Here is a 12,397-nt window from a genome sequence, read left to right as displayed (position 1 = left end):
ATTAATTCGCGAACTGCCACTCCGGCAGGAGCGCAGACATCGAAGCACTCCGGGCAGCGTTGCGGTGACTTCGAATCAGATCGCTTGGAGTGCTGGAGAGTGCCGGATTTTCGGAACGAGCCATCAAGGCTCGCGGTAATCGAGTGCGGAAGGGCTAGCCGGAGCTCACGCCGCCGATCTTCCGGTCAAGGCGAAGGCTGTAGAGTACGTGAAGACCTGCGCGCTTTACGGAGCGGGATTTTATTACGTTCCGGGAACTGACACTTGTCTCAAGCTGGGCGGTTACACTCGTGCTTTGCTGCAAGTGAATAGTAACAGTATGAGCCTCAACCCGGACTTTGGCGTGGGTGGTGCAACAAACCGGTTCAGCAATGCCTACACGTGGCGTGCTCGTCAGGCTCTGAGCGTTGATACGCGCACGGCAACCGACTACGGCTTGGTGGGACCTACGCAGAAGCTTGGTTCACCTGGACTTCGGGGAGCTACAGCGGAGCAGGAGACGGCTCGACCATTTACCTGGGCGCTCCAGGAGGCGCTGTCGCTGGCGGTACATTGCAGTTCATGTACGCTTTCATCCAGTTTGCTGGCTTCACATTTGGCAAGGCACAATCGCAGTTCTCGCTGCCCTGGGGCGAGTATCCCGGGAACTTCGTTGAACTACCGGGCAGCAGCGCTTGGGATCCGGTAAACCAGTTCACGTACACCGCTGACTTCGGTCCAGGCATCACAGCCTCCTTCTCGGCCCAGGATCAAGTCCAACATGATACATCAAACCATCTGGAACGTGAGCGCAGCGACGCCTGCAGGTCTGGCGACTGGCGCGTATGGTGGCAATGACATCGCTGGTACAGCAGCTCCAGACTTCATCGCCATGCTTCGCATCGACCAGGCTTGGGGCCTCTTTCAAGCGTCGCTGGCTGCGCATGATAACCACGCCGCTTACTATGGTGCGACTGAGTTCACAGGCCATCCGGACGACAAGTGGGGCTGGGCTGGTCAACTTTGCCTTTCGATCAAGAACATCCCTACCGGTCCCGGTGACTCGATTAACCTGTCGGGCGTGTATGCGAATGGTGCAAGCCGTTACACCTTCAATGACTATCTACCAGCCACTTACGCAAGGTACGGAGGCACGAGCTTGGCGGGTGCGTACCAGAGCGTCGGACTTGCTGGTCTTTCGGATTCAGTGTTCGTTGCAGGCGCTGGCCAGCAGCTGACTACGACCTTCGGCTTCAATGGTGCCTATAACCACAACTGGGATTCTCGCTGGGCAAGTAGTATCTTCGGTGGATTTGGCGCCGTTCGCTATAACAGTACGGCCAAGAGCTATATCTGCGGGCATTCGTCGGGGCCCTCGCACTTTCGAGCGGGATTGCCGGCTGTAACCCCGACTTTAACTATGCGGTTGTCGGTACGAAAACCTCGTGGACCCCGGTCAAGAATCTAACTTTTATGGCCGAACTCGATTACAGCAGGCTTGACCAAAAATACGCGAGCGGAAGCACTGTGGTGCTGCCGCAGCAATCGGCTATCGGAAAGCCGGCTGCTGCTTATCAGCTGAAGGATCAAAGCAGCCTGGCGTTCCAGCTCCTCGTTCAACGTAACTTCTGAGTATCTGCGAACAAACGAAGAGCACACGGCTTCATAGATTCAAAGTTTCGCCTGCAAGGAGCCCCTGGCATGCCCGCCAGGGGCCTTATCCACATTTGCGGTAGCGACGTGCGTTGCGCATTTCGCCGTATGCTGGTGAGAAACTCTCAAGTCCAGAGCTTTACTTACTTGCGTCGCATCGACAACTGGCCCGCGTCTGATCGCAAGAACGCCTCCCACCGCGGGGAACGAAAAAGCCTCATGCCAGCCTTTGCTTGGGGCTTTCAAGAACAAGGCTGACTAGGTCGTTATCCAAGTGCGTATGACTGCCGATTTCGCAGGGAAGGCGACGCATCTCCGCAGCAGAAGTATCCGCCATTTGCATATATGTTCGTCTTCCCACACCCGGCCGCGGGGTCGCACAGCCAAATTGGCAGGACGACGAGCGGAGCCAGGCCGACTTTGCCGGTTTCATCGGCCGTTATTCAATGGCTGCGCCATCGCTCATTCTGGCCGGCTAACGTAGAGACGGCTAAATGGAACTCAACGCCGTAAAGGCGGTGCAGATCAGCTTCGATTTGCCGTTCTGCCTGCTTTTAGGCCGATTGACTGGATGGTTGAAATCCGTTGCAGAGTGGGCCCTTGGCGCAAAATTTAAGCGTTGGCACGGCGCTTATTGCATCAATTTGAATGAGGGCGGGTGCTAAAAGCCGTGACCAATTTTCTTGTCAGCGAGCGGGCGGTATCGAAGCCACATGCTAGGAGAGGGACAGTGACCGATCACGTGACCACCGTCCTTCAACTGCGTGACTGTTCTGGAGATAGAGCTCTCGAGCGGGGGCCCGCCACGCAGCCGATCCTCCACGGACCTCTAGCGGTAAGTTCCAGGAAGCAGGCTTCGGTCAAAAATGCGATTCTGGCGAGACTTTCTGTGGAGGATCTTGCCGCAATAGGGGGGAGCCTTGAGCCGATCGTCCTGAAAGAACGTATGGTTCTGCAGGAGCCGAGAAGACCGGTCGAACACGTCTATTTCATGGAATCGGGTCTCGTCTCGTTAAGGGTCGTCGCGGCGGGAAGCATGCTTGAAACGGCCGTCATAGGTTATAGGGGTGCCGTCGGCACTTCGTTCTTGTGGGGTGGACATATTTCGCCCCATCAATCTGTGGTGCTCTTTCCTGGAAACGCGTACCGGATTCGGGTTGAGAATTTGCGCCGGCTGATGAAGGAGAGGCCGGACATCCGAGAGCGTCTCTTTGAGTACCTTCAGGCGCTGACCTTTCAGTGCGTCCAGACAGGCCTGTGTGGAGTTCGGCACAATCGCGAGCAGCGGCTTGCGAGCTGGCTCTGTCTAGCGAGTGACGCTGTTGACGCTTGCGTGCTGCCAGTTACTCACGACTATCTTTCTTCCGTCTTGGGATTGCGCCGGGCGGGGGTTACGGAGACGCTAATTCGATTCGAACAACAAGGGCTGATCCGCAAGATGCGTGGGGTTTTGCAGATCGACCAGCGCGAATCTCTCGAGCAAAAAACCTGCTGTTGTTACAAGCTAATCTCAAGCGCTTATGCCTCATCTCTGTCCGCATTTGCTTCATGCGCGGATTAATCGGAGACTTGCGACAATCCTGTCCTTGCTGGTCCCGATGATCATCACGGCATGCGCTGACGAACTTTGCCGGATTTAGCCGGCGCGCGTATTCGTTGGCTATCAGCACGGCTAGATTTGCCTGCAGTGGCAGACGTCTGCCCTGCAGCAGAGTTCGATGCTTTCTGCTGTAGGGGGAGGCGATTCCATCCGTCAGGTTCATATCGAGCCTCGGTGGTGGCTCGCATGCGGTCTCATCCTGCTGACCGCTGTCGTGTGGGAAACGTTGTCGTCGTTGCCGCCGTTCAAGTAACCGACTGCCAGTATGGCCGTATGGCCGATCGTCTCACGCATTGACTCCGACCGTGAGCGCGAGCGAACTCGGAGCCATATGAAAAGGCCTCGCACGCGCAAAGTCTGTCGCTAGCCATTGGCCGATTCGGCTAGACTAGGGTGGGCTTCGCAGGATTGCCGAGCTTTGAGAGCACCGGTGCCTTAGTGTACCAGTTCAATGAATCCGGAGGCTTTTTTGCCAGGGTGGGCGGCTCGTGGTCAGTATGCCAACAAGCTGAGATGACGCCGGGCCTAGTTGCAGTTCGCCGTTTTCGACTGCTCTCCACGCTTCGCACGCATTGTTGTAAAGGCCGACCGCTTAGAAGCTAGGCACTTGCCTGCTCCCCGGCCTCGGCAAAAGCTGGCTCGCCTCGGCGCTCGGCAACAAGCCCTGCCGCGACAATCGCTCCATCCTTTAAGCGCTTCCCGCGGCTGTTCATCGATCTCGCTTTGGCGCGCGGCGACGGCCGCCATCCCTGTCTGCTGCGTGCGCTAGGCCGTGTCGATCTCCTCATCCTCGACGAACTGGGGCCTTGAGCCGCTCGACGCAGGAGGCCGCCACGACCTCCTGAAGATCCTCGAGGATCGCTGCGGCCGCCGCTCTACCATCGTCACCAGCCAGCTCCCCGTCGACCAATGGCACGCTGATCGGCGACCCCCACCTAGCCGACGCCGTCCTCGACCGCCTGGTCCATAACGCCCACTAGGTCGGTCTGAATGGCGAGAGCATGCGGCGAACCCGAAACCCAGCCGAAAGGCCTGAGCAAGTGGCGCTGTGGACATGCCGCCACGCTTAGACAACGCGAAGGGCGTTGCCCACATGCCCACAGCACGAACAGGAGCAGAAAATCGGCCCTTCACGCCGCGATTCAAGATTGACCCCGCGGCTTCGCCGATGCCAGAAACTAGACAGCCAGAACGCCTCCCGCCCCGGGGCGAGATCAAATCGGTAACGGTGGGCGAGATCATCTCGGAATCCTGGGCGAGATCAAATCGGAATCTTTAGGGTTGAGCTGGGTCGCGCTTGAGGATGCGCGACCCAGGCACGAGCGCGACGCAGCTCAAGCCGGGTTGAACGAAGCCGCGGGCCGGGAGCTCAAGCGGTTATGGGGATTGAGGGCGCCGCAGGCGTGCGCGATCCGCGATCAGTTGGGGATGGGTAAATGGACAGAGTGGTGCGCAGTCGGGTCGTCGCGGCCGGCTCGCTGTGTAATAACAGCGGAATCGTGCTTGCAACGGCGATTGCAGCATGGCTGGGCGAGCACCGACCCGCTGTCGGCCACAGCGGTGGTAGCAGTGACATCGGCGAGAACTATCGTGCGCGATTGGGTTCATGAGGTGTCCGGCCTACGATTACCCCGACGAGCTCCGGGAAGGATCTCGATAACGACCATGCGGCTTCCGCAACAGGGGCATGGTGGTCGTTCGGATGTGTCTGCGACTGCGCACGCAGGCTGCTGGTCGGGCGCCTGATCAGCAATCGAAGGCGGCGTTGCCGCAAGCAAGCGACGGATCAGCATGAGCTTGGCACGGCGATGCCCGTTAGCGAGAAATCCATAGTGGCGGATGCGCTGGAAACCATCGGGCAGGACGTGCAACAAGAACCGGCGTATGAACTCGTCGGCCGCGAGCGTCATCGACTTCATCCGTGCTCCGTCGCGATAGTCGCGCCAAGAGAAGGTGGCGCCGTCATTATCGACTGCGAGAAGCCGGTGATTGGAGATGGCAACGCGGTGCGTGTAGCGAGCCAAATAGGCGAGAACCTGCTTGGGGCCGGCGAAAGGTCGCTTGGCGTAGACCAGCCATTCGATGCGGCGCAGCGACGTAAGGACTGCATCGAACGCTGAATGATCGCTGAGGTGCTTCAGATTGCCGAAGAAACGCAGCTTGTCGGCACGATAAGCAGCCCTCAGCTTCTCCAGGAACAGCCGGCGGTAGAGACGCGACAGCACGCGCACCGGCAGAAAGAAGCCCGGTCGGCAGGCGATCCAGCGATCGCCGTGCGCCGACAGCCCGCCGCCCGGCACGATGCAGTGGACGTGCGGGTGATGGGTCAGCGTCTGGCCCCAGGTGTGCGGCACCATGATCGCACCGATCTCAGCGCCGAGGTACCGCTTGTCGGCCGCAATCGTCTTCAAAGTCTCAGCCGCTGCCTCGAACAGCATCGCGTAGACGGTCGCCTTGTTGTGATAGGCGATCGCCGCCGCCGGCGCCGGCAGCGTGAACACCACATGGAAGTACTCGACCGGCAACAGGTCGGCAGCGCGGGCGCTGAGCCACTCGCGGGCTGCCGTGCTCTGGCACTTCGGGCAATGACGGTCGCGGCAGCTATTGTAGGAGATCCGCTGGTGCCGGCAGTCGACACAGCACTCGACGTGACCACCGAGTGCGGCAGTCCGGCACGCTTCGATGGCCCCCATCACGCGCAGCTGGGACCGGCTCAGGTGCCCGGCGTGGGCGACGCGGAACGCGTTGCCGTGCTGGCGGAAGATGTCCGCCACCTCGTACGCCGGACGTGCGCCGGGCGCTTACTCGGGCCGAGATCTCAATCGTGCGTCGAGATCGTCGAGCGGACTTCTGGCCCGTGCGATCAGATTGGTTGCGACTTGCGTGTAGCGCTCCGTCGATGACAGTCGCGCATGCCCAAGAAGGACTTGGATGAGCCGGATATCAGTACCGCGCTCGTAAAGGTGAGTAGCAAAGCTGTGCCGCAGAACATGTACCGTCACCCGCTTATCGAGGCCGGCATGTTGCCGAGCTTTGCGGCAAGCCTCCTGCAGCGTGGCGACGCTCACCGGATCGTCCGGATTGCGCCCCGGAAACAGCCAGTGGCGCGGTTTGGCCAGACACCAATAGGATCGCAGGATGCTGAGCAGCCGCGGCGACAGCATCACGTAGCGATCCTTGCCGCCCTTGCCGCCCTTGCCGCCCTTGCCGCCCTTGCCGCCCTTGCCGCCCTTGCCGCCCTTGCCGCCCTTGCCGCCCTTGCCGCCCTTGCCGGCCGTGATCAGGATCAGCATGCGCTTGGTGTCGATCGCGCTGGGCGTCAGGCGGCTGACCTCGCCGACCCGTAGCCCGGCAGCGTAGGCCGTCACCAGCGCAATGCGGTCGCGCAGGGCCGGTACAGCCTCCAGGAAACGGGCGACTTCCTCCGCACTCAGCACCAGCGGTTGCTTGATCGGCTCGCGGGCCGAAATAATGTTCTCAATCGCCTCCTTGCGCCCGAGCGTCACCGCATAGAAAAAGCGCAACGCGCACGTCACCTGGTTGATGTGGGTCCACGACCGCTTCAACCCGATCAGGTGCAGTTGGTACGCGCGCACCTGCTCAAGGCCGAGCTTGTCAGGTGATCGGCCGAAGTGTCGGCTAAAGTTCGCAACCGCGTAGACATAGGATTGCTGCGTCGACGGTGATAAGTTGCGCAGCGTCATATCTTCGATCATGCGGCGGCGCAGCGGGCTCGAACTCATCGTGGCCATAAGGCACTCCTGTATTAAGAGGAACGGACTTGCGGTCCAATCCTCTCAAACAGATGCCTCTCAGATAAATGGCCTCGCCACGCCCTCCCGCGGAGCGGGTTCGTTCAATACCCGGGCGAGATCGTCGGAATCGGCACCACCATCAGCTGCTCGCCTTTCCACCTGACATGGCGCGAATTCGCTGGCCCAACCCAGCATCCATTTCGTCGTTGGCAAATTCAACACGTGCCCACGCTCTTGATCGAGTCTGGGCAGATCATGACGGCGATGCCGCACCACGTCTGCCAGCAGGTGACCTCGCAGCTGCGTTCGCCAGCCGACCGGCGTCTGCACGACGCTGGTTGCGTGTCGCCTTTGAGATGGCCGTAGCGAGAACCGGTCTCGGCTAACTCAAGGCCATCCGCGAGTAAAGGTTTCCTGATCTCACAGACGTACTTCGGCATCCCCGGTCAAGTCCACCTGATCTACTCCAGGGCTCACCTCGATCGCAGGTACGGCACCGAACCGGAAGCCAAATCTGACGCGGGTCTATGAATTTGACTTCGGGGCTCTGGGGCGCTCGGAAAGTTCTTCATCAGGCAGGACGAGGGCGACGTGGCTGACGCCTAACGCGCTCGCGAGTTCGAACAACGTCACTACGGTCGGATTGCGCCGGCCATTCTCCAGGCCGCTGATATACTGCTGAGTAAAGCCAGAGGCCTCGGCGAATTTCTCCTGCGTGAAGCCCTTCCGCTTCCGCAGCTTGGAGAAATTCCGGCCTACCAACTTGCGCATGTCCATCTGCGCAAGTTGCGTCTTTACATACTAGGAGGTTTATCTCCTATAGTATGTAACTCCCAAGCCGAAGACGAGTTGGGATGTAGGACGGTCTTTCGAGGCGCACGCCGTTGATGAGGCCATTTTGCGATTCTTATGGTAGACTTGCAGCATTACAGCGCTGGCAGGGCCATGCTTGCAGAAATTGAGAGCATTGAGCAACAAGTTAATGGTAGGAACATGCCGAAGCCGCCCATCGCCAATCCTGACGTCGCCGATTCGGCTCCGAATGATCCCGTGCTTACGAGTTACGATGAGCAGCATCTAGCGACCTATTGGCGCCTCCTTGATGCCGCAGCTGAGGGGGCAGACTGGAAAGAAGTAGCTCGCATCGTGTTGCGTATCGATCCAGATCACGAACCTGCGCGCGCCCGCCATGCATTCGATACCCACCTGGCGCGAGCAAATTGGATGGCAGACCATGGTTACCGCCATTTGCTACGTGGCGGAGCCTCCGAATAGCAAGCCTTTGTCGTCTGAGATCCGCGATTGAGAATAGGTTTCTTCTCTATTTAAGGTGATCGTTCCTACGCATCACGCGATGCGACATTCGCGACTTGCCTCGCAACCGCTGGCTTTATAGACATTGCCTTGCAATTTAATTGGGGATCAGTTGCATGTCGGAGCTCGACTGGCGCTCACCGGAACCATATCAGCGCATGATGGAAGCAGGGGACAGGGCAAATTTTGCTTGGGAATCGCTCAGGCGCAGTCCGAACTTCCGAATTGCTTCTCTCGAGGCTAGCAAGCGGAGCGGGAACGTGAGCGACGAATTCCGAAGGAGATGGGGCGTCTGCTTTCGCGCATGACCCCCAGCGGTCCTTCTTCGAGCAAACCATCTTCTGGGCCCCCGAGGCTTTGCCGAGCGTGGTGCCAATAGTACGTAGCACGTCTGCCTCGCAGGTCGTTGGCGTGCCGTTGCTGCTCGCTGACCTTGCGTCAGGCAGTATCAAACGGGCTTCGGATGGTTGGCATGCCGTATTGCGCATTCAGGGAGTGCAGCATCACCTTTGGCTGAAACAGGCGCCGCAGCTAGGAGCTTTCTATTCCGCCGAACTGCCGTACGATGCGGACTACGAAATTCGCGGTTATGCCTCACATCGGCTCTGGCGCGCCATTAATGGTCGCCCGGTGGGACCTCCGTACCATCGGCTGTCGGCGCAGCAGCGGGAAAGACTGGCGTTGGCGCTGCGAGCGTTGGATGGGTACGCGGATGGTGCATCATATCGCATTATCGCGGAAGTGTTGTTTGGCGGAAAACGCATCCCTGAGCGTGGCTGGAAGACCCACGACGTTCGTGCCCGAACAATCCGCTTGGTGAAGGCTGGGCGTGCTCTTGTGCGCGGCGGCTATCGCGCACTGCTTCGTCCGCCATCTCGCAAGCATTAAATTAGGGGTGCCGAAAAAGACATCCTTGAATGTTCGCCACGCCCTAAGCGCGACTACCCCGCCGTCGTGACCGCCGACGCCGCCCCACTCGGCCGCGCTCCGAACGATGGCACAGACCCGAACACATCGGTCCGAACGCTAGCTTGCCACTGCGATCCCTACGCACGCATGAAGCTGCGCGCCTTCTCGGCCTGTGCGAGCACACAGTCAATCGCGACCCACGCGCCACGGGTGGCCTGACGTATCGCAAGCTGGGTGAACGTGTCGTCTATCCGTCTATCCGCTCCGAGATCTCAAAGCTTGGGTTGACCGCGGAGCCGTATCGACGAGCGATGCCGGCGCCGGATCCATGTTGTCGGCTACAGGCGGGTTAGCTCAACTGATTTGCACCGATGTTTGCGGCGCGCTCCACCGCTGCGGGCAGGCGCTTTTCTGAGGGTTCGACGGGCGCATTAACGTCCGAGCGGAGGCGAGGGGTAGCGCTCAGAGACTAGCTGCAGGAAGACGGCCAACGCCGGGTTTTCATTTTCGCCTTGCCAATAAACTGAGAAGCCGAACCGGCTGGGGCCGGTGCCATCGCGCAGCTCTCGGTAGGTCAAGCCCGCGAAATTAGCCCCCATGTCAGATTCGAGCACGAGGCTTATGCCGGCACGCATGCCGATCAGACTCTTGATGATGCCGCGGCTGACATCGTGGCGTTCAATTTTGGGACGATCCTCAGGCGAGACAAGCTTAGAAATCAGGAGATCTTCAAACTCTTTTCCGGGATCGTAATGGCTCAACAAAACTGTCTGCTCGCGCAGGTCAATCCAATTGACAGTCTCACGCGAACTGAGAGCATGGTCTTGAGGTAAGGCAACCAGGACGCGCTCGCTCCACAGCGGCAGGGCTTTGGCGTCCAACAATGGCGGGCGCCCTGGTACAATCAGCATGTCGATCACGCCGTTGCGAAGTGCGGCCGCCAGACGTGTTCGTGATCGTTCGATTGTCGCTAGTTCGATTTGGGGATATTGCTGCTTAAATTCGAGCAGCGAGGTTTGGAGATTGCCTGCCGAAAGGGAGGTGCAGAAGCCGACGCTCAGACGGCCGCTTTCGCCATTCTGAACTGAATTCGCGGTAGCGATAAGTGCGTCGAATTCTTCCACAATCGTCCTTGCCAGCCGTAGAATAGTGCGGCCAGCCTGTGTGGGGCGCACACCTCCGCTATAGCGCTCAAAAATAGCAATGCCCAAGTGGTGTTCAATCTCGCCGATTCTCCGGCTGAGGCTCGATTGTTGCGAGCTCAGCAACTCCGCAGCTTGACGGAAACTGCCGCAATCGGCCGCGGCAACGGCAGATCTCAGGTGTTTCAGTTCGAGAGCTTTGCCGGCTTGGAGTGACGGCCGCCGTCGACGGAACTTATGCATTTTAAGGCTTAAGCGAGCGGCGCTGCCGCCCCAATGTAGCGCTATTGAGACTTCTGCCTGCTTCTCAAGGCCTAAGCGGCAGCTCGGATGACGGGGGCCCAAAGCACTGGGCCTGAGATGCGCCCGGCCTTACGGATGCGCTCCAAAGCGTCAGTAGAAATCTCTAGATAGCCGGCTAATGCGGTCGTATTCCCGAGCGTTCGCGGCATTCCAATCGAGCGAAGGGGCCATCCTGCACGCCGCAGAATACGGTCCATGCGAGCATCAGTGACGGTGACGATGTCCGTCAGTCCAGTGGAGAGACCAAATTCGATCATGCCTGCAAAGAGCTCGTACGTGGCGGCAGCAAGTCCACCGCTCGCTTTCGGAGCATCAGGAGGAACGTCGAGAGCGAAGCGGCTGCTTTCCCACACCTGAGAGCTTCGTGGTGCACGTTGTCCATCAAGGAGAACTGGGAAAATCTCTCTGAGCATAGTCGGTCCAGTCGACGGCAGAAGGCGGACACAACCCTGAATTCTCCCATCCGTTGCGCGATGCAGCAGATAAACTGGCCTAAGGACGTCATATTCGTCGATCTCCATATCGCCGTCGACCCCGACATTCCAATTCAGGCGCAGCTTAAACACGCGATGGCGCAGCCGGTGCATCTCAGCAAGATCGTTGGTAAACTCGATGTAGTACTGTGGCGTGATGAGCTGGATCATTCCTACTTCCCCGCTTTGATTTAGCAAATCAAGCAGGAAGCCGCGGCAGTCGCACCCTGTACAGTCGCACAGGTGCTTATCGCGAGGCGTGGCGCCTATCTTCGAGATTTGGCCTCGGCTAAAAGCGCGACGGCTTGCCGAAGCGAGCGAACGCCGAGCTTCGCTCGGACGTTATCCAGGTGAAAGCCCGCCGTCCGCCGAGATATTCCGACAATGATCCCGATCTCCCCGGCAGATTTGCCGCGAGATGACCATTCGAGACATTGGAACTCGCGAGGAGATAACCCAACCCCGCCGACGACGCGATCCGCGGTCGAAAGACGCTTTGCTTGTGCATGGAAAAACATAGCGAGTAGTCGCAGATTCTGGGCCTGCTCGATTATCGAGCGCTCAAAATTGGTCCGACGGTCATCGGTCGCGAAACTCAGCGCCGCGATCGCGCCCCCGTGATCGTGGATTGGAAACGTGAGTCCGCAACGAATGCCAAAGCCGGCAGCCTCTTCGAATAGTTCACGCTCGGAGTCCGACTGATCTCGCGGTTCGTATCCGAGTCCCCATCGAAAGGGTTCCGTCTGGCGAATCGCCCGACGTACAACGGGATCGATGGTTTCGTACTTGCGCAGCAAATAGCGAGCTATCCAGGAGGATGGATACGTAGAAATTAAAGTCGGGGAATTAGCCGGCCTGTGCGGTAGCGCAAGGTATGCGAAACACGACAAGTTCAACGCCGCAGTTATATACGCCATGCTCTGTTGAGCAGCGTGGCGGTCTGTGCATTCGGTCAGCTGATCGACGAAGGTCTGAATGATGGCATACGTCCGTGACGAACGCGCAGCATCCCTTCTCATCGGGGCTTGCCAACATTGCGGCCTACGCGCGGTAATTAATCTGTTGGTCTGGCTCATGCGCGGGTTGGGCTCTCGAGCTGCGGAGTTTAGCGAGGCCATGGTAGCTTGGAGGTCTGCAGATGAGAACCTTGTGCGTCGAATGCGGCCAAAACTGGAAGACGGCATCCTCGTAAGATCTATCTGGCAACGCGTCCTTAATCATTTATGATTGCGAATTCTGACCGTGAGCCTAGATGGAACTTCTTCCGGT

11 protein-coding genes and 2 pseudogenes are annotated in these 12,397 nt (G+C 59.0%); 7 read left to right on the top strand and 6 right to left on the bottom strand.

From position 1 onward, the window contains the following. Positions 1–154 precede the first annotated feature (154 nt). From J2R78_RS07945 to J2R78_RS07930, 4 genes and pseudogenes are all read left to right on the top strand, one after another. Positions 155–1,611 (top strand): annotated as a pseudogene (locus J2R78_RS07945) (porin); the annotation flags it as partial. Positions 1,612–2,126: 515 nt separating this feature from the next. Next, positions 2,127–2,297 carry a hypothetical protein gene (locus J2R78_RS07940; protein ID WP_176731291.1) on the top strand — a complete coding sequence of 57 codons (171 nt, stop codon included), beginning with the start codon at positions 2,127–2,129 and terminating at the stop codon, positions 2,295–2,297. 65 nt (positions 2,298–2,362) lie between these two features. Beyond that, positions 2,363–3,193, top strand: coding sequence for a Crp/Fnr family transcriptional regulator (locus tag J2R78_RS07935; RefSeq protein WP_253603733.1), 831 nt, complete (start codon positions 2,363–2,365; stop codon positions 3,191–3,193). A gap of 656 nt (positions 3,194–3,849) precedes the next feature. Continuing rightward, positions 3,850–4,212, top strand: a pseudogene (locus tag J2R78_RS07930) (ATP-binding protein); the annotation flags it as partial. Positions 4,213–4,836: 624 nt separating this feature from the next. On the opposite strand, the gene J2R78_RS07925 reads toward J2R78_RS07930, so the two are convergent. The 3 genes from J2R78_RS07925 to J2R78_RS07915 form a co-directional block, all read right to left on the bottom strand. Continuing rightward, positions 4,837–6,006 (bottom strand): IS91 family transposase, encoded by a 1,170-nt coding sequence (locus tag J2R78_RS07925; RefSeq protein WP_253603731.1) that lies wholly within the window; start codon positions 6,004–6,006, stop codon positions 4,837–4,839. Between the two features lie 27 nt (positions 6,007–6,033). Next, positions 6,034–6,984 (bottom strand): site-specific integrase, encoded by a 951-nt coding sequence (locus J2R78_RS07920; RefSeq protein WP_253603729.1) that lies wholly within the window; start codon positions 6,982–6,984, stop codon positions 6,034–6,036. Positions 6,985–7,512: 528 nt separating this feature from the next. Further along, positions 7,513–7,764 carry a helix-turn-helix domain-containing protein gene (locus J2R78_RS07915; protein ID WP_069276439.1) on the bottom strand — a complete coding sequence of 84 codons (252 nt, stop codon included), beginning with the start codon at positions 7,762–7,764 and terminating at the stop codon, positions 7,513–7,515. 216 nt (positions 7,765–7,980) lie between these two features. Here J2R78_RS07915 and J2R78_RS07910 point away from each other — a divergent pair, with 216 nt between their 5' ends. From J2R78_RS07910 to J2R78_RS07900, 3 genes are all read left to right on the top strand, one after another. Continuing rightward, positions 7,981–8,262 (top strand): DNA -binding domain-containing protein, encoded by a 282-nt coding sequence (locus tag J2R78_RS07910; protein WP_253609777.1) that lies wholly within the window; start codon positions 7,981–7,983, stop codon positions 8,260–8,262. A 155-nt stretch (positions 8,263–8,417) separates the two neighbouring features. Beyond that, entirely contained in the window at positions 8,418–8,609 is a 192-nt protein-coding gene (locus J2R78_RS07905) for a transcriptional regulator domain-containing protein (RefSeq protein WP_081334903.1), read from the top strand. A 103-nt stretch (positions 8,610–8,712) separates the two neighbouring features. Further along, positions 8,713–9,189 (top strand): DUF2285 domain-containing protein, encoded by a 477-nt coding sequence (locus J2R78_RS07900; protein WP_253641393.1) that lies wholly within the window; start codon positions 8,713–8,715, stop codon positions 9,187–9,189. A 452-nt stretch (positions 9,190–9,641) separates the two neighbouring features. Here J2R78_RS07900 and J2R78_RS07890 read toward each other — a convergent pair whose 3' ends face one another. The 3 genes from J2R78_RS07890 to J2R78_RS07880 form a co-directional block, all read right to left on the bottom strand. Further along, positions 9,642–10,595: a LysR family transcriptional regulator gene (locus J2R78_RS07890; RefSeq protein ID WP_253603726.1), complete on the bottom strand. Its 954-nt coding sequence runs from the start codon at positions 10,593–10,595 to the stop codon at positions 9,642–9,644. 71 nt (positions 10,596–10,666) lie between these two features. Next, positions 10,667–11,299 carry an acyl-homoserine-lactone synthase gene (locus J2R78_RS07885; protein WP_253603724.1) on the bottom strand — a complete coding sequence of 211 codons (633 nt, stop codon included), beginning with the start codon at positions 11,297–11,299 and terminating at the stop codon, positions 10,667–10,669. A 95-nt stretch (positions 11,300–11,394) separates the two neighbouring features. Continuing rightward, the gene (locus J2R78_RS07880; RefSeq protein ID WP_256558811.1) at positions 11,395–12,147 is read right to left on the bottom strand and encodes a LuxR family transcriptional regulator; all 753 of its coding nucleotides are present in this window, start codon (positions 12,145–12,147) and stop codon (positions 11,395–11,397) included. Between the last annotated feature and the right edge of the window lie 250 nt (positions 12,148–12,397).

This window comes from Bradyrhizobium sp. USDA 4538 (genome assembly GCF_024171045.1).
GTDB lineage: Bacteria > Pseudomonadota > Alphaproteobacteria > Rhizobiales > Xanthobacteraceae > Bradyrhizobium > Bradyrhizobium australafricanum.
The sequence above is the reverse complement of the archived record's forward strand: the minus strand, read 5'-3'. Positions and strand labels throughout refer to the sequence as shown.